This window comes from Neptunomonas sp. ABH4_499 (assembly GCF_056160565.1).
This window is the reverse complement of the sequence record NZ_JBSWXK010000007.1, coordinates 151,504-175,697: the sequence shown is the minus strand read 5'-3', so window position 1 is coordinate 175,697 and position 24,194 is coordinate 151,504. Positions and strand designations below refer to the sequence as shown.

Here is a 24,194-nt window from a genome sequence, read left to right as displayed (position 1 = left end):
GATGTAAGACATTTAGCCGATACTGACTCTGGATAAAGAACAACAATTTAGTAACGGTTCAGATACATGAATACAGCAAAAAAAATTTCTCTTGGATTCGGTGTCTTGGCAGTAACCATCATTGTGATTGGTTTTGGTGGGCTCAAAGGAATTAGCAACATAAAAGATCAGATGAGTGTTGTCTCGCACGAGACCATTCCTGAGCTCTCCGCAAGTTATCAACAGATCATCGCACTTCAAAGTGCCAATGCGGCCCTACTTAAGTTTCTGAGCAGCGAGCCTGCCCAGTTTCAAGAACACATTGATGCCTTTGAACAAAGCTTCGAAGCGTTTCAATTGCATGCAAAAACCCTCAACGAACATTTAAAGCCTGAAGACTCAATGCACGAGATGGTGAATCAGGCCGAAACCTCGGCGATGGCTTATAAAAGTGCAGCCGAAGAGTTGCGCGTCCTGCATGCCGAGATACTCCTAATCAACACCAACGTCACGACCGAATCACAGCTTTTGCAGTCTCAAATAGACTCTCTGAGCCGCTGGGGACAACGCTACATTACCTCGCCAAGCGCGTCCCCTGCGGCCGTTGGCGCATACCAAAGCCTGAGCAAAGCGGTTAACAACGCTAAGCTGAATCTACGTGTTTTTGAGAAGACCTATTTCCTGCAACAGCTCAAAGATTCGATGGCCGACCTTCGCCCTAAGATTCAAAACGCGTTCAACGACTTTGTGAAATACGATGAAAAAGCCGCTCGTATTGAGGGGGTGATTCAGGGACTTCAAGCCTCATTGGCTGAAGAGACAGGCCTCGTGGGTGCCTACATTAAACAAGACGCCTTGCACACCCAAATGACTGAGAAACTTGCAGCGGCGGGTGAACTTCAACAGCAAACAGAAAGCCACTTGCAAGGCGTTTTACAACAGAGCCTCGACCACACCCACATAGCCGAAGCGGATGCTGAAACCACCATCAACACCAGCCGCTCGCTGATCATCGGGCTAAGCATTGTGGGTTTATTGATCGCCATTGCGGTTGGCTACGCAGTACTCCGTGCGATTCGCGTGCCTTTAACAAACATTCAAAAGCAGTTATCGTCGCTGAGCGAAGGCGATATGACCGTGCGCTTCAACGACCAACGGAACGACGAGTTTGGTCTGTTAAGCCGTAACCTCAACCAAGTAACATCCAACCTTCAGGAGCTCCTTAAACGCATCCTGAGTAACTCCGTTGAACTGGGTAAAGTCGCTCTAGAAAACCAAAAAACCAGTTTGAATGCGAACAGCGCGATGGAGCAACAAAGCAATCAACTGGCACAAACTTCGGCTGCCGCTACCGAGCTTGAAAACTCGGTACAAGATGTCGCCAACCACGCACAAGAGACGCTGGTTAGCGTACAAAACTGCGATCAACTCGGTACTGATGCTCGCCAACGCATGAGCCAAACGCGAGAGAGCATCCTATCGCAGTCAAGCGTGATCGAATCGGCGGTTACGGCCTCCTCCGAGCTTGCTGTAGACAGTAAAAAGATCGATACCATCCTTGAGACCATCAACCAGATTGCCGAACAAACCAATCTACTGGCTTTGAATGCAGCCATTGAGGCGGCACGTGCGGGGGATCATGGTCGAGGTTTTGCCGTGGTGGCCGATGAGGTTCGCCAGCTCGCCAGTCGCACCCAGAACTCCACCGAAGAGATCCAAGCGATGGTCAGCAGCATGCAGCAACGGATCAAGAACGTGGTTAACAGTATGGAAGACAGCCACAGACAAGCGACGCAATGTGTGGATTATGCGACCGGCTCAAACGATGCGTTGAACAACATGCTAAGCGCCATCGAAGCGATTCGCGATATGAACACCCAGATCGCCACGGCCTCCTATCAGCAAAACGCGGCTGTTCAAGAGGTCAGCCAAACCCTTGAAAACATCAACCACGCTTCGACAGAAACCGCTCGTGGTGCGCAAGCGGCCGCCTCTCGAAGCTCTGACCTTCTGAAAGTCGCGGAAGATCAAACCCGATTGATCCAGCGCTTTAAGCTTTAATCCCACCTACACCTCATCCCTCACACCACTGGTGTGTGAGGGATGAGCATCGCTTTTTATGATCAAACAACAAACCCTTAGCAAACGAGCAAAAAAAGCACAGATAACCGCCTAAGGGGGTTAACTTATGGAAACCAACCTAGGATAATAGCCGGTTCTTTAAAGATCATATCTACGAACCGACCGGTGAATTACAGTTCATGAAACAGCAGATAGCAGATTTAATCAGCGCAGCACTTGAGCGACTGATGGCCGATGGCGTTCTGGCCAGCGACCTTACTCCCAATATTATGGTTGAAAACACCCGTGACAAATCTCACGGTGACTTCGCCAGTAACATTGCTCTGACTCTGGCTAAACCGGCACGACGTAACCCACGCGAGTTAGCACAACTGATCTGCGATGCCCTGCCGGACAACACGGTAGTTGAGAAAACCGAAATCGCAGGCCCTGGTTTCATTAACTTCTTTGCCAGTAACGAGTCAACGCGCACCTTGATCGAGGGCATTCTAAGCCAAGGCGATCAATACGGCCGCAACAACGACGGCGAAGGCAAGAAAGTTCAGGTTGAATTTGTATCCGCCAACCCAACAGGTCCTTTGCACATTGGTCACGGACGTGGTGCGGCGGTCGGCGACTGCCTATGCCGCTTGATGGAAGCCAACGGTTGGGATGTCACTCGTGAGTTTTATTACAACGATGCAGGTCAACAGATCAACAATCTGGCCTTGTCGGTTCAAGCTCGCTGTAAAGGGCTCACCCCAGAAGACCCAAGCTGGCCAGAAGATGGCTACCGCGGTGACTACATTGTTGAGTTGGCCGACAGCTTCATGCGCAGCGATACCGTGCACTCCGAAGACCAGAGCTTTACAGGCACCCAAAACGCAGACGACCTAGACGCCATCCGCCACTTTGCGGTGGCTTACCTGCGTCATGAGCAAGATTTAGACTTAAAAGCTTTTGGTGTCGATTTTGATGTGTTCTTCTTGGAATCCTCCCTGTACACCGAGGGTAAAGTCGAAGAGACAGTAAAAACGCTGATTGATAACGGCTATACCTACGAGCAAGAAGGCGCTTTGTGGCTCCGCACCACCGACTTTGGTGATGACAAAGACCGCGTAATGCGCAAAAAAGACGGTGGTTACACCTACTTCGTACCGGATGTCGCCTACCACTTGAACAAATGGCAGCGTGGCTTTAACACCGTCATTAACGAACAAGGTGCAGATCACCACAGCACCATCACGCGTGTTCGTGCAGGCCTGCAAGCCCTAAACACCGGCATTCCAAAAGGCTGGCCTGACTATGTGCTGCACCAGATGGTAACCGTAATGCGCGGTGGTGAAGAGGTGAAAATCTCTAAGCGTGCCGGCAGCTACGTGACACTGCGTGATTTGATCGACGAAGTGGGTCGCGATGCAACACGTTACTTTTTGGCAGCACGCAAATCCGACAGCCATCTGACGTTTGATATCGATTTAGCGCGCTCCGAATCCGCCGATAACCCTGTGTATTACATCCAATACGCGCATGCGCGCGTGTGTTCTTTGTTCCGCCGTTTGGATGAGCAAACACTCTCTTGGGATGTAGAAACAGGCCTGGCGGCTCTGGATGCACTGACACTGGAAAGCGAGAAGAACCTGACCATCGCCTTGGGTCGATACCCAGAGGTGGTTAAGCGTGCCGCTACATCACGTGAGCCACACCAGATCGCTAACTATTTGTACGATTTGGCCAGTGAGTTCCATACCTACTACAACTCGGAAAAGACCTTGGTAGACGATGCCGACATCCGTAATGCTCGCTTAACGCTTGCGGTTGCGATTCGACACGTACTGGCCAACGGCCTTGAGTTACTGGGCGTTAGCGCACCAGAGCAGATGTAAGAATAGGTTTGGGGTCGCATTCAAAAAGGAGTGGTGTGCATGGCTTCACGTAAAGACTTTGTTCAAAAAAAGCGCAGCGGCTCGTCCGCCAGTCGCAACAAGCCTAAAGCGGCCCCAAAACCGAAACCGCGTGCATCCGCACCGCCACCGCCTGAACCAAAGCGCCGCTCTTGGAAGCTTGCGCTGTTGAGTTTAGTCGGTTTGGCCGGTTTGGTTTATTTACTCAACCAGCTGTTGAACGTGAACCCTTCAGAAGTGCAAACCCAGACGGTTCAAGAAGCGGCACCTAAGCCAAAACCTGAACCGATCAAACCCAAACCGGCACCAGTTCAGCCCAAACCCGAACCGGTGGCGGTGAAGAAACCGGAACCGGCACCAAAACCCGTTCAGACAACGCCACCAAAGGCCGAGCCTGTGGTTGAGGAGCAATCCACACCTGCGCAAAGTCATTATGAGTTTTATGACTTGCTGCCCAATACCGAAGTGGCCGTACCGGAAGTGGCCGCGTACAAATCGACGCCTAAAACCGAGAAGCTCGACACCAAATACGTGCTGCAAGCAGCCTCTTTCAAAACCGAAAGTGATGCAGAAAAACTGCGTGCCCAGCTAATTTTGGCAGGCCTTCCAAATGTGCATACCAGCCGATCCGAAGGCAGCAACGGTGTGTGGTTCCGCGTTCGAGTTGGGCCTTTTGAGAATCGTTCGGTGATGAACAAAGCGCACGATAAGCTGACGCGCATGCGCATCAGCCCGATGGAAATCCCGGTTAAATAAGCCGGTTTGCGCCAACGCGAACCGTCTAATTTAAAGCGCCCCCTTGAATTCCTGAATTTGGCATCCATATCTGACCTTAATTATCAAACCGACAATTAAGGTTAGACTCATGACAACGATTGTATCTGTGCGCCGTGGCGACGAAGTCGTCGTTGGAGGTGATGGGCAGGTTTCCCTGGGTAACACCGTAATGAAGGGCACTGCACGTAAAGTTAACACCCTCCCTAAGCACAAAGTCATCACAGGTTTTGCAGGCAGCACAGCCGATGCCATCACGCTTCGCGACTTATTTGAACAACAGCTGGATAAACACCAAGGCAACATCGTTAATGCCGTTATCCATTTAGCCCGCGAATGGCGAAGCGACCGCGTACTGCGCCGTCTTGAGGCCTTAATGCTGGTTGCCAACGAAGAAAAGACCTATCTGATCTCTGGTTCTGGTGATGTGATCGAGCCGGAAGATGGCGTCATTGCCATTGGTTCGGGTGGTAACTATGCACTGGCAGCGGCCAAAGCCTTGGTTGAAAACACCGAGATGAGCGCCAAAGAAGTGGTTGAAAAAAGCCTGAACATTGCCGCCGATATCTGCGTGTTTACCAACCACAACCTCACCATCGAATCCATCACTGCGCCTAAGTCTGCGTAAACCCGATCCGGAGTATTTATGTCTAACATGACCCCACGCGAAATTGTTCATGAACTGGATCGCCACATCGTAGGCCAACATGACGCGAAGCGTTCGGTTGCTAACGCTCTGCGTAACCGCTGGCGTCGTATGCAGCTCGATGATGAGCTGCGTCCAGAAGTGACCCCGAAAAACATTTTGATGATCGGCCCAACCGGTGTGGGTAAAACCGAGATCGCTCGTCGTCTGGCAAAGCTGGCTAACGCGCCTTTCATCAAAGTAGAAGCCACCAAATTTACCGAAGTCGGCTATGTGGGCCGCGATGTCGAAACCATCATCCGTGATCTGGTTGAGATGTCCGTTAAGCTGGTACGCGAGCAAGAAACCGAAAAAGTTCGCTTCCGCGCCGAAGACGCCGCCGAAGAGCGCATTCTGGACGCCCTGCTGCCATCGGCTCGTCCTAATGATTTTGGCGATGCGCCCGCCGAGAAAACCGACAGCGCGACCCGTCAAATCTTCCGTAAAAAACTGCGCGAAGGCCAACTGGATGATAAAGAGATCGACATCGAAGTAACCCCATCCAGCATGGGTGTCGAGATCATGACGCCGCCTGGCATGGAAGAGATGACCAGCCAGCTGCAAAACTTGTTCTCCAACATGAACAATGAGCGCAAACAAAGCCGTCGCATGACCGTGAAAGAAGCGCTGAAGCAGGTAACCGACGAAGAAGCCCAAAAGCTGGTTAAAGATGAAGATCTGAAACAGCTGGCGGTTGAGCGCGTTGAGCAAAACGGCATCGTCTTCTTGGATGAGATCGATAAAGTCTGTAAACGTGCGGATTCCAGCGGTGGCGATGTATCACGTGAAGGTGTACAACGTGACTTGCTACCCCTGATCGAAGGCTGCACCGTGAACACCAAATACGGCATGGTTAAAACAGACCACATTCTCTTCATCGCCTCCGGTGCATTCCATTTAGCTCGCCCATCGGATCTGATCCCTGAGCTACAGGGTCGTTTGCCAATCCGTGTTGAGCTAAGCGCCTTAACCCCTGAAGATTTCCGTCGTATTTTGACCGAGCCGACCGCCTCGTTGACCAAGCAATACGTTGCCCTTTTGAAAACCGAAGGGGTCGACATCGAGTTCACGGACGATGGCATCGAGCGCATCGCAGAACTGGCGTACCAGGTAAACGAAAGCACCGAAAACATCGGCGCACGCCGTTTGCACACCATGATGGAGCGCTTACTCGAAGATCTGTCATTTAACGCTGCGGACGAAGCCGGTAAACTGATCAAAATCGATGCGGCTTATGTGAACAGCCAACTGGATGAATTGAGCCAGAACGAAGATCTGAGCCACTACATCCTGTAATACGCTCACAGACTCAACTAAAGCCGGCCATCGCCGGCTTTTTTGTGCAGGACAAACACATATGACACTCTCAGCCAATTACCCCAACACACCGCCCAACGGCATCAAACTGCATAAGAAATCCAAAACCCTGGAGCTAACCTACGGCGAAAAAAGCTTTGAACTGACCGCTGAATACCTGCGGGTGCACTCGCCATCGGCCGAGGTGCGTGGTCATGGTGTGGGCAACGGCATTTTACAAACGGGCAAAAAGTTTGTTGGGATCTCATCCGTTGAGCCCTCGGGGCGATACGCTCTTAAAATCACGTTTGATGATGGGCACGACAGCGGCTTATTCACTTGGGCTTACCTTCGTGATCTGGCCGAAAACCACGACACCTATTGGCAAAGCTATTTAGATCAACTGCAAGCGGCAGGACAATCTCGCGATAATGGATTGATCGGTATCGGGTAATCCGCCGTAATTGTGGGACAAATGTAAGATGCGTGGGTACAATGCCCCTCATTGAATGATGGAACCGTGTTGATACCATCCTCGTTATTTTTGGCAGCGGCAGGCAGGATACTATGAGCGAACAACCGAACAAAACCACCACCGACTTCGGCTTTAAAGAGGTTCCGGTCGAGGAAAAAGTGAAACACGTAGCCGATGTGTTCCACTCGGTCGCCAGCAAATATGACCTGATGAACGACCTGATGTCTGGAGGCGTACACCGCATCTGGAAAAAACTGACCATCGATCAAAGTGGCGCCCGTCGCGGATTTACTATCTTGGACATCGCAGGCGGCACAGGCGATTTAACCAAGAAGTTCTCTCGCATTGTTGGCCCAACCGGTAAAGTTGTGTTGGCGGACATCAACGACTCCATGTTGAAAGTCGGCCGCGACCGTTTGATGGATAACGGTGTCGCCGGTAACGTGGAATTTGTGCAAGCCAATGCCGAGTGCCTGCCCTTCCCGGATAACACCTTTGACATCATCACCATCGCGTTTGGTCTTCGTAATGTCACAGACAAGGATGCGGCCCTGGCCTCCATGGCACGTGTCCTGAAACCTGGCGGTAAAGTGATGGTGCTTGAGTTTTCCAAAACCAATAACCCAGCACTGACCAAAATGTACGACGTGTACTCGTTCAGCTTGCTGCCGATGATGGGCAAAGTGATCGCCAACGACAGCGAAAGTTATCGTTACCTAGCCGAATCGATCCGTATGCACCCCGATCAAGAAACGCTCAAAGGCATGATGGAAAACGCAGGGCTTGTGAACTGCAAATACCAAAACATGACCGGCGGTATTGTCGCTTTGCACACAGGCATCAAACCTTAAACACGAACAGAGGCAGCCATGGCTTTTGAGATGATCGTCAGTGCCGCGTTGGTCTCAGCGGAAAGCGTGATCAACCCCTTGATCCTATCCGATCCCATTGCGCGTGAGCGCCTCGCCTCGATGGCCGGTCAAGTGGCCGCCTTCGAGGTGCTCGATCTCAACACCTGCATCTACCTCATCCCCACCACGGCAGGCGTTCAGCTACAAACCCTGTTTGATGGCGAGCCGGATGTTAAGCTCAGTGGCAAGTCCACGACTTTTATAAGCTTAATCACCAGTGACGACCCCAAAGCCCACTTCTTTGGCAATGGCATTGAGGTAACAGGTCAACTGGGACTGGCTCAAGCCATCCAAACCTTGCTCGCTGACTTAAACATCGATTGGGAAGGCCTCTTGGCCAATGTGGTTGGGGATCTGCCCGCACATCAAGTCGCACAGTGGATGGGGTTTAAGAATCGCTTTGCCAAACAAGCCCACGCCAGCATGAAAGCCAGCTCCATGGAATACCTTGTGGAAGAATCGGGGTTACTGCCGTCCCGTTCGGAAGTGACGCATTTTATGGATGAGGTCGATACACTTCGTCAGCGAACCGACCGCTTGATGGCGCGTGTGGATCAGTTAAAACGCGCAAAATCCTAAGCTTTGCGCGTTTTTATTACCCCTGATTAAAACGGTTTCACCGTGACAAAGATCAGAATAGGGATAAAGATCAGCAACGGCAGCTCGTTCATCACACGAAAATAGCGACCGCTTTTGGACAGATCATCGCTTTGCATCTTAATCGTCGTTTGTCGGCACCAGATGTGATACCCGATTAAGAAAAGCACAAAGGTGAGTTTGGCGTGCAGCCAACCACCGGTAAAGCCGTACCCAAGCCATAACCACAGGCCTAAGCCTAACGTAAAGACCGCCATCACCGTCATAAAGCCATAGAGCTTTCGCGCCATGATCTTAAGGCGACTGACGTCCTGACCTGCAACTCGGCCTTCGGAATAATGCACAAAGATACGTGGCAGATAGAAGATGCCCGCCATCCAACTGGTCATTGCCAGTATGTGAAACGTTTTTACCCACAGCATACTCGGTTCCTTATCTTAGAAAAGCTGATACAACGCGCTTTGCTCGCGTACGCGATGATCAGCGTTACGGATCATACCCTTTTCTGACAGCGATTGTATGACTCTGGGCAAGACCGTGCGTAATTGCGCTTCTGTCATGCCAGAGCACAACTGTCCGCTGTATAAGATTCTCAGTAGCAAATCGTCTAAACCGGTTAAAAGTACATCGGGGGTTTTATCATTAAAGATGGAGGGGTAAACCGCATCAGAATCGCGCGGCAGCCCCATCAGCTGAGTGATCTCTTCGACGATACAGGCCAACAATTTACCGTGCATTCGGGCCCGATCCACCGGAATAAACACCCGTCCTTCGGCAATGTTACCTTTTGCATCGATTCGATAAGAGGCAATGCACACCGCACCGCGCTCACGCTGAGCGGTGTTGGGGCCTGCGTGTTGTTTAAGCAAAGGGATCAGATGAGATTCGCGCGTGAAAAAGAACTTAACATTGGCTTTTCGGGACTGGCGCGTAATGCGAATATCCTGCCCAGTAATGCGCCTAAGGTGCGCTAGGTGCTGCTCAAGCAAGGACTCGTGCAGGTCTTGTTCGGGCACATCGTGCTGGATAAAGATCCGAATTGGCTTTACCCACTTATGCAACACCCCTTTTTGACTCGTAAACTCGCTGCCAAGTGCCACGTTCAGGAAGCTTTCCTCAATAAACGCCGGCGACTGCCAATGAGGGGCAGCCCAAACCGAAGCACTCAGCACACCGTAACACAGTGCACTTACAGCCCATCGCGACAGCCACCCAACTCGCATTAACGTACCTCGGTGGTTACCTGAATCAAACCACCTAGCTCAACGGACAACTGATCGCCTTGGTTGAGTTTACCAACGCCCGCCGGTGTCCCTGTGATGACAACATCGCCCGCTTCCAGCGTGCACCATTGGCTGATGTGACTGAGCAGATCCACCACCTTGTAGAGCATCATCTCGGTATTCCCATCTTGGCGAACATCACCGTTGATGGTGAGTTTGATCTGCACATTTTGAAGATCACTTACGGCTTGAGCCGGCACAAAGTCCGATAATGGACAGCTGCCATCAAAACCTTTCGCTCGCTCCCAAGGGTGACCTTTCTCTTTCAATCGACTTTGCAGATCACGCAGCGTTAAATCCAAGGCCGCCCCTACACCCACAATGGCCTTTGCAGCTTCTTCCACGCAGGCTTTAGTGAGCGTCTGCCCAATCAGCACCGCCATCTCTGTTTCGTAGTGCACATCGCCAAGGTCCGCCGGTAAGACAACGCCATCAGCCATGTATGATGCCGAGGTTGCAGGCTTCATAAACAGCAGCGGTTCGGTGGGGATCGGGTTGTTTAACTCTTTGGCGTGATCGGCGTAGTTTCGGCCCACACAAACGATTTTGCCCAGTGGTTTATCCCATGGAGTTTGATCGGTAAAACGAGGTTGAAAGGCCATATTCTTCCCTATTAGTTTTATTGTTGATTACCCACAGTGGGCTTATGCACTGATGATCATGGTAAAACGCCCCGCAAAATAATGGCAATCAAAACTGAGCAAAGTGATGAAAACAGAGTGTTACCGCGATGACAAAACGCCTTGTATCCCTCGGCAAACCGGGTATTCTTGGGCACTTTCATTGCCAAAACGTAAGGAATCATCATGTCTCGAGCAACTGCACGCCACATCTTGGTCAACACTGAAGCTGAGTGTCAGGACCTAAAACAACAGATCGAAAACGGCACAGACTTTGCTGAACTTGCCAGCAAGCACTCTGGCTGCCCATCAGGCCGCAACGGCGGTGACTTGGGTGAGTTTGGTCGCGGCCAAATGGTTAAAGAGTTTGACGAAGCGGTTTTCAACGGCGACGTAAACGTGGTTCAAGGCCCAATCAAAACTCAGTTTGGCTACCACCTGCTGGAAGTTACTAGCCGTCGTTAATTCGATGTCAGGCGATGCACTGTGCATCGCCGTCTTCTCCCGCCCCTGCTTTCTCGCTACCCCGTTTACACCGCCATGCGCAAAGGCACACTGTGTGTTTTACGCTGTAAACCGATCGCCAATACTAAGGTTACGCTTAAAACCACAAGCGACCCGATGATGACCCCATCCCATGCCATCCACTGCCAATAGGGTTGTAGATAGAACCCGCCGGTACTGGCCCCAATGTAGTAAAACAGCAAGTATAACGACGAAGCACTGGCTTTGTTTTCAGTGGCATTGCGGCTTACCCAACTGCTGGCCGTCGAGTGGCAAAAGAAGAAACCAAATGCACTGATCAAGAAGCCAAGAATAATGGTGATCACCGATGGAATTAGCGTGGTCAGAGAGCCGCACACCATTAATAAAATACCGATCGCCATGCAAAGAGGCTGTGGTATACGCTGAGCAACGCGCCCCGATAACGCCGACCCGACCGTGCCACTTAAGTAGGTTAAGAACAATAAGCCCAGCCATGATGGGGATAAGTTAAACGGCTCATACGCCAGCACAAAGGTGATGAAGCTGTACTGGTTGATGAATATAAAGAAATTTAAACCACCGATCAGATAGGCTGTGATCAACACCGGTGTCCGTAAATGCGCCCCCATGCCAGTCAACATGGATTTTACGTGGACCGGCTTTGGCTCAAAGTACTTAGAACTTGGTAACAGAAATAAGAACGCAGCCAACAAGATGAAACTCAGTAGCGTCATCACCAAGAAGGCTTCCGACCAACCAAGCCATTCGCCGACAAATCCACCGATCAAGCGCCCGCCGATGCCCCCTAGGCTGTTGCCGCTGATGTAAAAACCGACCGCCATCACCATCGCGTCGCGACGAAACTCATCACCCATATAGGCTACCGCAATCGCCGGGAGCCCGCCTAAGAAAAAGCCCTGTAAGCCACGCAGTATCAGGACATGTTGGTAACTTTCGACCTGTGATAGTAGAAACGTGGTCATGACCACAGCCACCATGGTGACGGTCATGATGTTTTTACGCCCCAGCGCGTCAGACAAAGGGCCATAGACCAACAGCGATAACCCCAGCATCAGCGTAGTGATCGTAAAGCTCCAATTGGCTTCAAGTTCAGAGATTGAGAAATGCGCGGCAATGGTTGGTAATAACGGCTGCGTCACGTACACGTTGGCAAAAATCATAAATGAGCCTAGACACAGCGCAAACGTCGCGCGCCAGAAGGCCGATGAGCCCGCTTCAATCATAATGGTGTTATCTCCGGATGGATCACGCTAATACTCGATGCACAAATCAACCTGTGCGGTGGGATGGTGTAACGATACGCCCTGATCTAAAATCAGTAAAATATATAGTTATTATCAAATCTATAATAAATATTGATATGGATTTAAAACAGTTTCGTTACTTTCAAGCCGTGGCTCTGCATCGCAGCTTCTCCAAAGCGGCTGAGCATCTGCACATCGCTCAACCGGCCATCAGCATGTCGATCAAAAAGCTCGAGGAACACCTGAACCTGACGCTCTTTCACCGTGCTGATCGCACCATTCGCCTCACCGACGAGGGCGAGAGATTGCTCATTCATGCCAACACCATCTTACAAAGCTTTGCGGATGCCGAACTTGAGATGCGTGAGCTGCATGGCCTTGAGCGCGGTACGGTGCGCATCGGGATCTCGAGCATGTTGGGGTCTTATTATTTTCCGCCCATTTTGATGGCGTTCAAAAAGCGCTACCCAAAACTGAACCTTGAGGTGATCGAGGGCGGGACGTGGCAGCTTCAACAGATGATCGAGTCCGGTGAGTTGGACATGGGTGTGGTGGTGGATGCGTTTATCAGCCCACATCTGCAGCGATCCATCTTTTTGCGCGAACCAATGCTGGTCACCTTGAACCATCAGCACCCGTTAGCGAAAAAAAGCGCGATCACCTACGAGGAGTTCTTCAAAGAAGAGCTGGTCATGTTTAAAGCTGGCTATTTCCACCGAAATGTCATCGACCGTTTAGCCTCGCAGATTGGTGCCACTCCCAACATCGGCTTTGAAACGAATTTGGTACCCCTGATCAAGGCCATCATCAAGCAGGGCTATGGCGTATCCACCCTGTTAGGCATGGCCGTTGCTGATGATTCGGAGCTGGTGGCTTTACCTTTTGCGGAGCCGATTTTTCTGGATCTTGCGATTGCTTGGCCCAAAGAGCGGTACCTCTCAAAGGCCAATCAAGTCTTTGTTGATTTTCTGATGGAGTATTGCAGTAGCCAAAACGCAGAACAGCCTCTATGATGCGGCTAGCGTTAAATCGGAGAAAACTATGTTAAACGTAAACGAATATTTTGATGGCAAGGTAAAATCCATCGCTCTGGAAAACAGCGAAGGAAAAGTGACCTCGGGCGTAATGGCCGTAGGTGAATACGAGTTCGGCACCAGCGAAAAAGAGCTGATGAAAGTCGTATCAGGCGAGCTGATCATCAAGCTTCCAGGGTCTGACAGCTTCCAAAGCTTCCCAACAGGAACCGAATTTACTGTGGAAGCGAACCAGAAGTTCCAAGTCAAAGTCGAGCAAACAACGGCTTACTTGTGCTTCTACGGCTAATCCCACAGGGCTAGGCCAAAGGCGGCGCATCTAAGCACAGATGCGTCGTTTAAAGAACACGCCATCCTCCGTGTTTAACCGCATAATAGCATCACTCTTTTCAGGTTCATGCAAGATTGTTCAACTTCTGTTGAATATTTTTCCAGCAAAAGCCAACCTTTGATCAATCCTTTTCATTTTCGCCTGTGCTACTATAGGCGCCTCTTCCGTGGCCGATTGGCCGCTTGAAAACCTGTTCCTGAACCAAGTAAAGAGTTGCAGATCATGAGCAAAGCTACCTCTCTGGATAAGAGCAAAATTAAAATTCTGTTGTTGGAAGGCGTTCACCAATCCGCCATCGATACGCTGAATGCAAACGGCTACACCAACGTGGAATTTCACACGGGCTCCTTACCAGAAGAAGAACTGCTAGAGCGCATCGCTGATGCCCACTTCGTTGGTATCCGCTCGCGTACTCAATTAACAGAAAAAGTCTTCGACGCCGCTGAAAAGCTGGTTGCGGTTGGCTGTTTCTGCATCGGTACCAACCAAGTTGATCTGGAAGCTGCATCGCGCGCTGGCGTTGCGGTCTTCAACGCTCCTTACTCGAACACTCGCTCCGTCGCTGAGCTGGTTCTGGCTGAAGCCATTATCCTGCTGCGCGGTGTTGCCGAGAAAAACGCCAAAGCCCACCGTGGCGAGTGGCAAAAGTCGGCGAAAAACTCCTACGAAATCCGTGGTAAAAAGCTGGGTATCGTGGGTTACGGTAGCATCGGCTCCCAGTTGAGCGTCCTGGCTGAAGCACTGGGTATGGATGTGTACTTCCACGATGTGATCAACAAGCTACCACTGGGTAACGCGAAACAAGCCGCTGACCTGAATGACTTGTTACGCACCTGTGACATCATCTCTTTGCACGTTCCGGAAACCAAATCCACCAAAGATATGATGGGCAAAGCGCAGTTTGACCAGATGAAGGACGGTTCTATCTTCATCAACGCGGCTCGCGGTACGGTTGTTGTGATCGATGATCTTTGCGAAGCACTGGCATCAGGCAAACTTCTGGGTGCAGCGGTTGACGTATTCCCGGTTGAGCCTCGCTCAAACAACGAAGAGTTTGTCTCTCCGCTTCGCGAATTCGACAATGTGATCCTGACACCTCACGTGGGTGGATCCACCATGGAAGCGCAAGAAAACATCGGTTACGAAGTGGCCGAAAAACTGGTGAAATACAGTGACAATGGCTCGTCCATCACTTCTGTTAACTTCCCAGAAGTGGCACTTCCAGAGCACCCAAATGTTCACCGTCTGCTGCACGTTCACGAGAACATCCCTGGCGTTCTATCAAAGATCAACAACATCATCTCCGAGAACGATATCAACATCTCGGGTCAGTACCTGCAAACCAACGAGAAAGTCGGTTATGTGGTCATCGATGTTGATGTAGACTGCTCTGAAGTCGCGCTTGAAAAGCTAAAAGAAGTTGCTGGCACCATTCGCTGCCGTCGCTTGTTCTAAGCTAGGCCACGCACCAACGAAAAAGCAGCTCAATGAGCTGTTTTTTTATTTCTACTCTATTTACATACCTTTACCTTTCTTAACGGAAAAGCCTTTTAAATTATGTTCCTATAATGAGGCTCAACCGTATTCTTTTCTGGTTGAAGCAAGTAGGGATCGCACTGTGTACTCCATGCTCAGTGCATCATTTTTATGCGCTGTGTTCACTTAGAACACAGCGTCTTTTTTCGTGAAGCGAACACTTTCATTTGGAGTGTTCAAACCGAACTCTTTAAAAAACCAATTAAAGATCAAGATTGCGAGCAAGGAAAATCGTTTTATGGACCAGCACAACAAGTCTCCGTCATTACCTAAGGTCAATGTCCACCGACGCAAGACCCTCGTTTCATTAAGCGCCTTAGGGGTAGGCAGCTTATTGAGCGCTTGCGGTGGCGGTTCTTCCAATAATGACGACAGTTCTAGCTCATCAACAACCACTTCAACAACGTCTGGCACTTCGACTACAACGACCAGCACTTCGACAAACACTCAAACAACAAGTACCACAACAAACACTGGCAGCTGCGCGCTTATCCCAGAGGAAACGGCTGGGCCTTATCCCTTATATAGCTCTTTGGGCGAAGCACTTAACCAAATTTACCGACAAGATATCACCGAAGACCGTACCGGCATTCCTATGGATGTTGTGATTCACTTGGTAGACATTAATAATGATTGCGCTCCCATAGAAAATGCTTATGTGTATTTATGGCATTGCGATAAGGACGGAGCTTATTCTGGGTATTCATCGAATCAAAACGGATCCTTTGCAGACGATACCTTCCTGAGGGGTGTTTACCTGACCAATAATGACGGCCAAGTCACTTTTAATACAATATACCCTGGTTGGTATTCGGGGCGTATCACACACATGCATTTTAGAGTCTATGTAACTAACAACGGTGTAGACACGTTGGAGGCCACCTCACAAATTGCCTTCCCTCAATCCATTACTGAAGCTGTCTACAACACTGACTTATATACGTCACATGGACAAAACAGCTCTGTAGGTAGCTTTGCTGAGGACAATATTTTCTCCGATGGTACTGAGTATCAACTTGCAACTGTGACAGGTAATGTAAACGATGGCTTTACCGCAATTTTAAAAGTAGGCGTTGCTCTATAGGAATAGATCAAGGGGGCGCTACTGCATTACAACGTCCCCTTTTTATGGATGCGCAACAGCCCCTTCGCAATCAAATCGAACACCGGCTCCCGCCACGCGGTCTCTTCGTTGGCTAAGTTATGCAACGCCGACTCGATGATGTGCACCTCGATGTCAGGATACACCTCTTTTAGCACCCCAAGGTTGTGAGCCCAATCCACAGTTTCATCACAATCCCCTTGGATCACCATGGCATCGGAGTGCTTAGGTCGCCATGCCTCGATTTCGGTGACCCAGTTCAGCATGGCGCCGATCCAATCAACCGATACCCAGCGCTTTTGCAGCGGATCTTCCTCACGAACAAAGTGGACAAAACGCTCGTCGTGCGAGTTTGGGGTGTAAAAGCGTTTCACCCGCTCCAGAAAGTAGTGACAAATCAAATAGCGAAGCTGAATGCTTCGGTACTGGCTGGGTCGAATCAGTGGGGCCAGCAAAATACGACTGGCAATTTTTGGGGTCTGTTGGTCGCAGAGTCGATGATGCTCCAAAGCGATGGCACCGCCGGTGCTTTGCCCCATTAAAACCCGAGGCCCCGGTACTTCGGGATAAGCATCCAGTAAAGCATCCAACTGCAGCGCATAATCCGAGAAGGTTTGAATAGCATGTTCAGGCCCAGAAGAAACACCATGACCAGGTAAGTCATAGGCGACTAAACAGAAATCTTGCTGCAACACCCAATCGATCAGACGGGTGTATAACCCGACATGATCCATGTAGCCGTGCAGGAGTACCACCGTGCCACGCGAGCGCAACGGCGCTTTGGAGGGCGCGAAAAAGTGCACGGCCAGTTCGGTGTCATCGGCTTGAAACACACCCGCGCTGTAATGCTGACACGATGCCAAGGCATCAAAGCCGTAGAGCGCGTGATAACGCTCCCACTCCCCTTCTGGGTGCCATGCACAGAACGGATCGAACCTTGGCAAGAGCGCACGTAACTGACGGACTGAAAACGGCTGCTTCATCGTCGACTGCACTATTTACTCTGAACTGTGTCTTAGTCAGTATCGTACAGATATACTCGTTTTAACAAATCCGTCTTATTGAAAAGGATCGTATGAGACTGTTCTCCCGCGGCCTGATGTTGGCCTTCCTGCTGTTAACCACCCACGTCTTTGCGGCTGATTACCAAGCAAACATTGATCGTTTCCAACAACGTTTGGAGCAACTCTCCCCTGATGACACCTCGCCAGACATCAAGCAACAGCGGGAGCGGCTGCAAAAAATCGTGGCGGCCTACCAAGAAGCCAAAACCTACGATGCACAAGCGGCGAACCTTCGTGAGCAGATCGAGAAAAGCGGCCAAGTCGAAAATCAACTGCGTCGCCAACTGAACGAAAAAAGCACTAAGGTGCACGCCAACGCGTTTGATAACCTGTCGGCCAGCCAACTGGAACAACAGCTGACCCTCACCAAGGCCAATCAACTGGAGCTGATTCAAAACCGTGAGCGCCTACAAAACCAGATCGCCCAAAGCGATCAGCGCTTGATCGATCTTCGAAATCAACTGACGAACCTTAAGCAAAACAGCATCAACGCCCAAGACAGCACATCGGATTTGGCCCAAGCGGAGTTTGCTCGGAAAACCGCGCACACTCAGGCCATAGAACTTGAGATTCTGTTTCAACCCGAGCAAACCGATCAAGATCGCCTGCGCCTAGAACAGCTGAGCCAACAGCTGGAAGCCATCAACCAAAAGATCGGTGTGATGCAAAACACGGTGCTGGATAAACGTAAGCAGGAAGCCCAAGCCGCCCTTGAAGCCTTAAGCGAAAACTCAGGCTCCAACCAGCGCTCGCCCGTCCTTAAGCAGCTGATTAATGAGACACAAGCGCTTAGCGACCGACTTGAAACCATCCAATCCAAAACGCTGAACGCTCAGGATCAGCGCCAACGTTTGGAGTCTGAATTAACCATCGTTACGCAAAGCTATAACACCATCCAACAGCAGCTGGAACTGAGCTCCCAGCCTTTGGGTGTAGAGCTTCGTAACTTCACGAAGCGTTTATCCCAACCTATCTCGACGGGCGATACCAAAGACGCAATTAATGATCTTCGTTTATCCAACTTAGAGATCAGCCGCGAGCTGTTCCAGATGGAGCGTGGTGAGCAACTGCCCAACTTAGCACAAGGGCTGGCTGAGCAAGCGCGCCAACTGCTGAGTTCCAAAGAGACCTTACTGACTCAGATTCGTGATGCCAGTAACGAGGCGATCAACGAGCTATCCCAGTTACTGACCATCCAAGAGCAGATCAACACCCAGATCCGTTTAGGCCGTGATTTGATCTCCCAGCACATGCTGTGGATCCCCAGCATTCAACCTGTCAGCTCCAATTGGCCGGTTCAGATCCTAAACGGCATGGGCGCCTTGTACGATAACGTTAAACCATACGATAACATCCCGATCCATAAGCCGGTTTCACAGTGGATTCCGCCGTTTGCGCTCTGGTTACTGGTCTGTCTTGCGGCGATTCTGGTACGCCGTGCGTATCGGGTTAAAGCGCCTTTATGGGCCTCTCAGATCGGGCATGTAAAGCAGGATCGATTTATCCACACCTTTAACCTTTTGTGGATGCCCCTGATCTACACCCTGCCCGCACCCACGTTTGTAATCTTGATCGGCCGCTTTATCCTGAACGCCGAAGCTTGGCCGACCGATGCGCTGACCTTGCTGACCAAGGTGATCTCCGTCGGGATCTGGATCTACATGGTGGTCCAAGCGTGGATGAAGACCCCGAACGCAGTACTGCACGGTCACTTCGGCATGCCCGAAAAACTCTGTGTGCGCAACCGTCGTTTGCTCCACCCGCTGTTCTGGTTGGGTATGCCTCTGATCATTATCTTATTGATCACCGACCAATCCAGCTCCAGCGAGTTGCAGTCCGGTATTGGCCGTTTAACCTTTATCATTTTAGCTTCGCTGGTCACCCTGTTCTGGTTGGCCTTGATGAGTTCCTCGGCGCTGATCGATAAGATGACCTCGGGTCAACATTGGTGGCAAAAAGCGCGTTTCTGGATCTGGGCACTGGTCGCGATTCACATCGTCGCCGTCGGCATTGCGCTGGTTGGCTATGTGTTTACCGGCACCATTGTGATGCTGATCCTGTTAGTGATGGCCGGTATCGTGGCTTCCACCTTTATCCTGTTCAAACTGGGTAACCGCTGGCTCTTGATCGAGGAGCGCCATCTGGCGTTTGAGCGGGCTAAACAGCGCCGTAATGAGATTCTTGAAGCGCGCGAGAAAAACGAAGAGATTCCTCCACTTGAGGAGAACTTCATTGATGTTCAAACTCTCTCGGATCAAGCACGCGTCCTTCTTAAAACCGTCACCATCATCGCCTTTGCTTCCTTGTTGTGGATGCTCGTGAAAAGCGTACTCCCGACGCTGGATGTGCTGGATCAGATCGTGCTTTGGGGCGGCAGTGTCGATGCCGAGGGCAGCATCGTCTCCCAAGCCATTACACTGAAAAACCTGCTGTTCAGTTTGGTTTTGATCAGTTTGTGTGTGCTGGCAGCCTATAACTTACCGGGCCTTTTAGAGCTTTTAGTACTGCGCCATATCACACTGGCACCAGGTACCTCCTACGCCATCACCAGCGTTACCAAGTACGCCCTGATTGTGGTCAGTGTGTTGGTGGGGGCCTCCCAATTGGGGCTTGAGTGGTCAAAACTGCAATGGTTAATTGCCGCACTGGGTGTGGGTTTGGGTTTTGGTCTTCAAGAGATCGTTGCCAACTTTATCTCCGGTATCATCATCCTGTTTGAAAAACCGATCCGGATTGGCGATACGATCACCATCGGCGGGGTATCGGGTAACGTTAGCCGGATTCAGATCCGGGCAACGACCATCACCGATTGGGACCGTAAAGAGGTGATCATCCCGAACAAGACTTTCGTGACCGATCAGCTCATCAACTGGTCGTTGACCGACCCGATCACCCGCGTGGTGATTACCGTTGGCGTCGCGTACGGATCGGACACGAAAAAAGCGCACGAAATTCTTCTGAATGTGGCGAAAAATCACCCACGTGTACTCGAAGACCCTGCGCCTCAGTGTTTCTTCACCGTCTTTGGCGCAAGCACCCTGGATTTCGAACTGCGCTTCTTTGTAAACAGCTTGGCCGACCGCTTAGAAGTGTCGCATGAGCTGAACCAGCAGATCGACGAATCCTTCAAGCAAAACGGCATCGAGATCGCCTTCCCGCAATTGGATGTGCATCTGCACCGCTCGCCTAAGAAGAAAGGCGAGTAAAAGAGGAGTCATCAGAGGGGTATCTTGGTGTCGAGATACCCTCTTCAACTTTTGTCGCAGCACACAGCACAGCGCTGTCGACGAAAGTCTAAACAGATCAATCACAAAGCCTAGCACCTGTGCTCGACCGTCCCTCTTTTAGCCGAAATCACTTCATACTTTAGGCTTGACAGGGGGGACAGATGCCCCATAGTTAGGTTAATTTTGCAATGCACAATGACTGCCTACAAAAGTGCACTTTTACACACAACGACCGGTTTTGGCTGCCTCGCTCCAAGCCGGACACACAACGACAATTGAGGCATTACCACTATGAGCCAAAGGGTAACGATCGGAAACCTATCGGTTGCCGAATGTCTGTATAACTTTATTAACAACGAAGCCATCCCCGGAACCGGCCTATCGGCTGATCAGTTCTGGTCTGCGGTGGATTCGATTGTCCACGATCTGGCCCCTCGTAACCGCGAGCTTCTGGCCAAACGCGACCACATTCAGGCGCAAATCGATCAGTGGCACCTTGACCGTAAAGGTCAGGCATTTGATCTTGATGCTTATAAGGCATTTTTGACCGAGATCGGCTATCTCCTGCCAGAAGGGGACGACTTCCAAGCACAAACCACTAATGTCGACCCAGAGATGGCCACCATGGCCGGACCTCAGTTGGTGGTCCCTGTGATGAATGCGCGTTTCGCGCTGAACGCAGCCAATGCGCGCTGGGGCAGCTTGTACGATGCGCTCTACGGCACCGATGCGATCTCCAACGACGATGGCGCCGAAGCCGGTAAAAGCTACAACCCGGTTCGCGGTGCGAAAACCATCGCCTTTGCCCGCGACTTTTTAGATCAATCCGCGCCGTTGGCAAACGGCTCCCATAAGGATTCGGCGGGTTACTCCATCGAAAAAGGTCAGCTGTCGGTTGTACTGCGCGATGGCACACAAACCACCTTGGCTGAGCCTGAGAAGCTGATCGCCTACACAGGGGATGCTTCCAACCCAACAGGCATCTTGTTGAAGAACAACGGCCTGCACTTTGAAATCCAGATCGATCGCGATCACCAAATCGGTAAAAGCGATGCGGCCGGTGTGAAAGACATCATCATGGAATCCGCCCTGACCACCATCATGGACTGTGAAGATTCCGTGGCCGCGGTGGATGCTGACGATAAAACCGTGGTGTACCGTAACTGGTTGGGCCTGATGAAGGGTGATCTTTCCGAAGAGGTGACCAAAGGCGGCAAGACCTTTACCCGTGTCATGAACCCAGACCGCGAATACACCGCGCTGGATGGTTCTACCTTGGCATTGAAAGGCCGAAGCTTGATGTTCGTGCGTAACGTTGGCCACCTGATGACCAACAGCGCAGTGATCGACAAAGATGGCTTTGAAATACCAGAGGGGATCTTAGATGGTCTGTGCACCACCTTGATCTCGCTGCACGATGTCAAAGAACTCGGTCAATTCCGCAACACCACCACAGGCTCCATGTACATCGTAAAACCGAAGATGCACGGGCCAGAAGAAGTAGCGTTTGCCGACGAGCTGTTCGGCCGCATCGAAGATGCGTTTGGCCTTGATCGCTACACCATGAAAATGGGGATCATGGATGAGGAGCGCCGCACCACGGTGAACCTCAAAGAGTGTATCCGTATGGCGAAAGAGCGTGTGGTCTTTATCAACACAGGCTTCTTAGACCGCACCGGTGATGAGATTCACACCTCAATGGAAGCGGGCCCAATGATTCGCAAAGGCGACATGAAAGGCGCTAAGTGGATCAGTGCGTACGAGGACTGGAACGTTGATACCGGCTTGATGTGCGGCCTAAGCGGCCGTGCGCAAATCGGTAAAGGGATGTGGGCCATTCCTGATCAGATGGCGAACATGTTGAGCGCTAAAATTGGTCACCCAAAATCCGGTGCCAACACCGCTTGGGTACCGTCACCAACCGCGGCGACCTTGCACGCCCTGCACTACCACCAAGTGGATGTGTTTGAGCTGCAAAATTCGATCGCTAAGCGTGAGCGTGCCAGCCTTGACGATATCCTGACCATCCCTGTTGCCAGCAACCCGAACTGGAGCGCAGAAGAGATCCAACAGGAACTCGACAACAACGCACAAGGTTTGCTCGGTTACGTGGTTCGCTGGGTCGACAGCGGTGTGGGTTGCTCCAAAGTGCCGGACATCAACAACGTTGGCCTAATGGAAGACCGTGCTACGTTGCGTATTTCCAGCCAGCACATTGCGAACTGGTTACACCATGGTATCTGCTCAGAAGCTCAGGTAATGGAAACGCTAAAACGCATGGCGAAAGTGGTGGACGCGCAAAACGCATCTGACCCAAGCTATCGCGCGATGGCCGCTGATTTTGATGGCAGCGTGGCGTTTGCAGCCGCATGTGAGCTGGTGTTTGAAGGCACTAAGCAGCCAAACGGCTACACGGAGCCGGTTCTGCACCGTCGCCGCATCGAAGCGAAAGACACCTTTGGCGCCTAACCTGATCGGTAACGCCCAATAACAAGAAGGCCACCCAATGCGGTGGCCTTTTTTATGCTTTACTCAAGGTCATCGATGTAATCGCTCTGGAAGCTTTCGACCTCCTCGACGACATCGCTTAAGCTCTCTTCAAAGCAGGCGATATGAACAATCGCATCACCTGCGTGCACTGTGGGCATCTCTAACCGTCCGATCACAACCCCTTCAACGCTTGAGGTAATGACCATCTCGTTCCCCGAATACGGATCATCAATAAAGCCCAACACCGACCCTTTTTTTACATACGCGCCCTGTTTTGCGGTTAAGCGCATCATGCCGCTCTCGGGGGCGCGCATCCACACACTTTTGCGAGCAATGTAAGGCTCGTAGGCAACGGGCTTGCGGCGGCTTTCAGGCAGCATATCGAGGTGACGCAGCAAGTTCATCACACCGGTCACTCCGGCTCGAATCGCGATCTCATCATAACGCAGCGCTTCGCCCGCTTCGTATAACAGCACCGGAATACCCTTCTCTTTGCACTCGGCGCGCATCGAACCATCTCGCAAGGAGGCATTGAGCAATACCGGTACACCAAAGGCTTCAGCCATGGCTAGGGTAACGGGGTCATCTAGGTCGGCCCGAATCTGCGGCAAATTACTGCGATGAATGGCCCCGGTGTGAAGATCAATCCCGTGGGTGCACTTGGCCAGCACTTCGGTGCTGAGCAACTTAGCCAACCGACCGGCTAACGAGCCTTTTTCAGAGCCAGGGAAGGATCGATTCAAATCGCGACGATCCGGGCAAGTAACGACTGGTTTGAATCAAGCCGTATGTATTCACCACAGGAATCGCCACTAAGGTTCCCGCTAAGCGTGATAAGCCCCGTTTTTTCAGGACACGACGAATGATCTCGATACCGTTTAATTCATCCCCATGCACAGCGGCGGTTAAAAACACCACAGGCCCAGGTCTTCGACCATGAACAATGTGTACCGGCATCACCATCTGGGAGTGGTTGTTCAGGTGCGGCAAAGGCAGGTGAGCCACCTGCCGTTGACCTGCTTTGACTCGCTGACCGGCTAGTTCGAAATCATCCCGCATATTGACCCTCTGGCA

At 51.3% G+C, this 24,194-nt stretch carries 22 protein-coding genes; 15 read left to right on the top strand and 7 right to left on the bottom strand.

The window, feature by feature from the left end; genetic code table 11:
• Positions 1-66 precede the first annotated feature (66 nt).
• From ACXAF9_RS09480 to ACXAF9_RS09445, 8 genes are all read left to right on the top strand, one after another.
• Complete coding sequence (locus ACXAF9_RS09480) at positions 67-2,040, top strand: methyl-accepting chemotaxis protein (RefSeq protein ID WP_475073311.1); 1,974 nt, start codon at positions 67-69, stop codon at positions 2,038-2,040.
• 200 nt (positions 2,041-2,240) lie between these two features.
• A complete protein-coding gene (gene argS / locus ACXAF9_RS09475) occupies positions 2,241-3,926 on the top strand; it encodes an arginine--tRNA ligase (protein ID WP_475073309.1) in 1,686 nt (561 codons plus the stop codon).
• Positions 3,927-3,965: 39 nt separating this feature from the next.
• A complete protein-coding gene (locus tag ACXAF9_RS09470; protein WP_475073307.1) occupies positions 3,966-4,700 on the top strand; it encodes an SPOR domain-containing protein in 735 nt (244 codons plus the stop codon).
• A 109-nt stretch (positions 4,701-4,809) separates the two neighbouring features.
• Positions 4,810-5,346 carry an ATP-dependent protease subunit HslV gene (gene hslV, locus ACXAF9_RS09465; protein ID WP_475073305.1) on the top strand — a complete coding sequence of 179 codons (537 nt, stop codon included), beginning with the start codon at positions 4,810-4,812 and terminating at the stop codon, positions 5,344-5,346.
• An 18-nt stretch (positions 5,347-5,364) separates the two neighbouring features.
• Positions 5,365-6,699: an HslU--HslV peptidase ATPase subunit gene (hslU, locus tag ACXAF9_RS09460; protein ID WP_475073302.1), complete on the top strand. Its 1,335-nt coding sequence runs from the start codon at positions 5,365-5,367 to the stop codon at positions 6,697-6,699.
• A 61-nt stretch (positions 6,700-6,760) separates the two neighbouring features.
• Positions 6,761-7,153, top strand: coding sequence for a gamma-butyrobetaine hydroxylase family protein (locus tag ACXAF9_RS09455; RefSeq protein ID WP_475073299.1), 393 nt, complete (start codon positions 6,761-6,763; stop codon positions 7,151-7,153).
• 113 nt (positions 7,154-7,266) lie between these two features.
• Positions 7,267-8,025, top strand: coding sequence for a bifunctional demethylmenaquinone methyltransferase/2-methoxy-6-polyprenyl-1,4-benzoquinol methylase UbiE (ubiE, locus tag ACXAF9_RS09450; protein WP_475073297.1), 759 nt, complete (start codon positions 7,267-7,269; stop codon positions 8,023-8,025).
• Positions 8,026-8,043: 18 nt separating this feature from the next.
• Positions 8,044-8,664 carry a ubiquinone biosynthesis accessory factor UbiJ gene (locus ACXAF9_RS09445; protein WP_475073294.1) on the top strand — a complete coding sequence of 207 codons (621 nt, stop codon included), beginning with the start codon at positions 8,044-8,046 and terminating at the stop codon, positions 8,662-8,664.
• A gap of 26 nt (positions 8,665-8,690) precedes the next feature.
• Here the strand turns inward: ACXAF9_RS09445 and ACXAF9_RS09440 are convergent, their stop codons facing one another.
• The 3 genes from ACXAF9_RS09440 to ACXAF9_RS09430 are packed head-to-tail and all read right to left on the bottom strand — an operon-like array spanning position 8,691 to position 10,567.
• Positions 8,691-9,104 (bottom strand): CopD family protein, encoded by a 414-nt coding sequence (locus tag ACXAF9_RS09440; protein WP_475073292.1) that lies wholly within the window; start codon positions 9,102-9,104, stop codon positions 8,691-8,693.
• 15 nt (positions 9,105-9,119) lie between these two features.
• Complete coding sequence (locus tag ACXAF9_RS09435; protein WP_475073290.1) at positions 9,120-9,905, bottom strand: DUF2927 domain-containing protein; 786 nt, start codon at positions 9,903-9,905, stop codon at positions 9,120-9,122.
• The gene (locus tag ACXAF9_RS09430) at positions 9,905-10,567 is read right to left on the bottom strand and encodes a fumarylacetoacetate hydrolase family protein (RefSeq protein ID WP_475073288.1); all 663 of its coding nucleotides are present in this window, start codon (positions 10,565-10,567) and stop codon (positions 9,905-9,907) included. The genes ACXAF9_RS09435 and ACXAF9_RS09430 overlap by 1 nt, the downstream gene beginning before the upstream one ends.
• 204 nt (positions 10,568-10,771) lie before the next feature.
• Between ACXAF9_RS09430 and ACXAF9_RS09425 the strand changes: the two genes are divergently transcribed.
• A complete protein-coding gene (locus ACXAF9_RS09425; RefSeq protein ID WP_475073287.1) occupies positions 10,772-11,050 on the top strand; it encodes a peptidylprolyl isomerase in 279 nt (92 codons plus the stop codon).
• Positions 11,051-11,115: 65 nt separating this feature from the next.
• Here ACXAF9_RS09425 and ACXAF9_RS09420 read toward each other — a convergent pair whose 3' ends face one another.
• Positions 11,116-12,315 (bottom strand): MFS transporter, encoded by a 1,200-nt coding sequence (locus ACXAF9_RS09420; RefSeq protein WP_475073285.1) that lies wholly within the window; start codon positions 12,313-12,315, stop codon positions 11,116-11,118.
• A gap of 137 nt (positions 12,316-12,452) precedes the next feature.
• On the opposite strand from ACXAF9_RS09420, the gene ACXAF9_RS09415 reads away from it, so the two are divergent.
• The 4 genes from ACXAF9_RS09415 to ACXAF9_RS09400 all read left to right on the top strand — a co-directional run bounded on the left by ACXAF9_RS09415 (position 12,453) and on the right by ACXAF9_RS09400 (position 16,321).
• Entirely contained in the window at positions 12,453-13,349 is an 897-nt protein-coding gene (locus ACXAF9_RS09415) for a LysR family transcriptional regulator (protein WP_475073283.1), read from the top strand.
• 28 nt (positions 13,350-13,377) lie between these two features.
• A complete protein-coding gene (ppnP, locus tag ACXAF9_RS09410) occupies positions 13,378-13,659 on the top strand; it encodes a pyrimidine/purine nucleoside phosphorylase (protein ID WP_475073281.1) in 282 nt (93 codons plus the stop codon).
• A 264-nt stretch (positions 13,660-13,923) separates the two neighbouring features.
• On the top strand, positions 13,924-15,156 hold the full coding sequence (serA, locus tag ACXAF9_RS09405) for a phosphoglycerate dehydrogenase (RefSeq protein ID WP_475073279.1): 1,233 nt from the start codon (positions 13,924-13,926) through the stop codon (positions 15,154-15,156).
• 319 nt (positions 15,157-15,475) lie between these two features.
• Entirely contained in the window at positions 15,476-16,321 is an 846-nt protein-coding gene (locus ACXAF9_RS09400; RefSeq protein ID WP_475073277.1) for an intradiol ring-cleavage dioxygenase, read from the top strand.
• 26 nt (positions 16,322-16,347) lie between these two features.
• Here ACXAF9_RS09400 and ACXAF9_RS09395 read toward each other — a convergent pair whose 3' ends face one another.
• The gene (locus tag ACXAF9_RS09395; RefSeq protein WP_475073275.1) at positions 16,348-17,322 is read right to left on the bottom strand and encodes an alpha/beta hydrolase; all 975 of its coding nucleotides are present in this window, start codon (positions 17,320-17,322) and stop codon (positions 16,348-16,350) included.
• A gap of 92 nt (positions 17,323-17,414) precedes the next feature.
• Here ACXAF9_RS09395 and ACXAF9_RS09390 point away from each other — a divergent pair, with 92 nt between their 5' ends.
• Entirely contained in the window at positions 17,415-20,609 is a 3,195-nt protein-coding gene (locus ACXAF9_RS09390) for a mechanosensitive ion channel domain-containing protein (protein WP_475073274.1), read from the top strand.
• Positions 20,610-20,921: 312 nt separating this feature from the next.
• Complete coding sequence (locus tag ACXAF9_RS09385) at positions 20,922-23,099, top strand: malate synthase G (protein WP_475073272.1); 2,178 nt, start codon at positions 20,922-20,924, stop codon at positions 23,097-23,099.
• A 59-nt stretch (positions 23,100-23,158) separates the two neighbouring features.
• Here the strand turns inward: ACXAF9_RS09385 and ACXAF9_RS09380 are convergent, their stop codons facing one another.
• Complete coding sequence (locus tag ACXAF9_RS09380; protein WP_475073270.1) at positions 23,159-23,863, bottom strand: succinylglutamate desuccinylase/aspartoacylase family protein; 705 nt, start codon at positions 23,861-23,863, stop codon at positions 23,159-23,161.
• Entirely contained in the window at positions 23,838-24,179 is a 342-nt protein-coding gene (locus tag ACXAF9_RS09375; protein ID WP_475073267.1) for a M14 family metallopeptidase, read from the bottom strand. Before ACXAF9_RS09375 ends, ACXAF9_RS09380 begins: the two co-directional genes overlap by 26 nt.
• Positions 24,180-24,194: the final 15 nt, after the last annotated feature.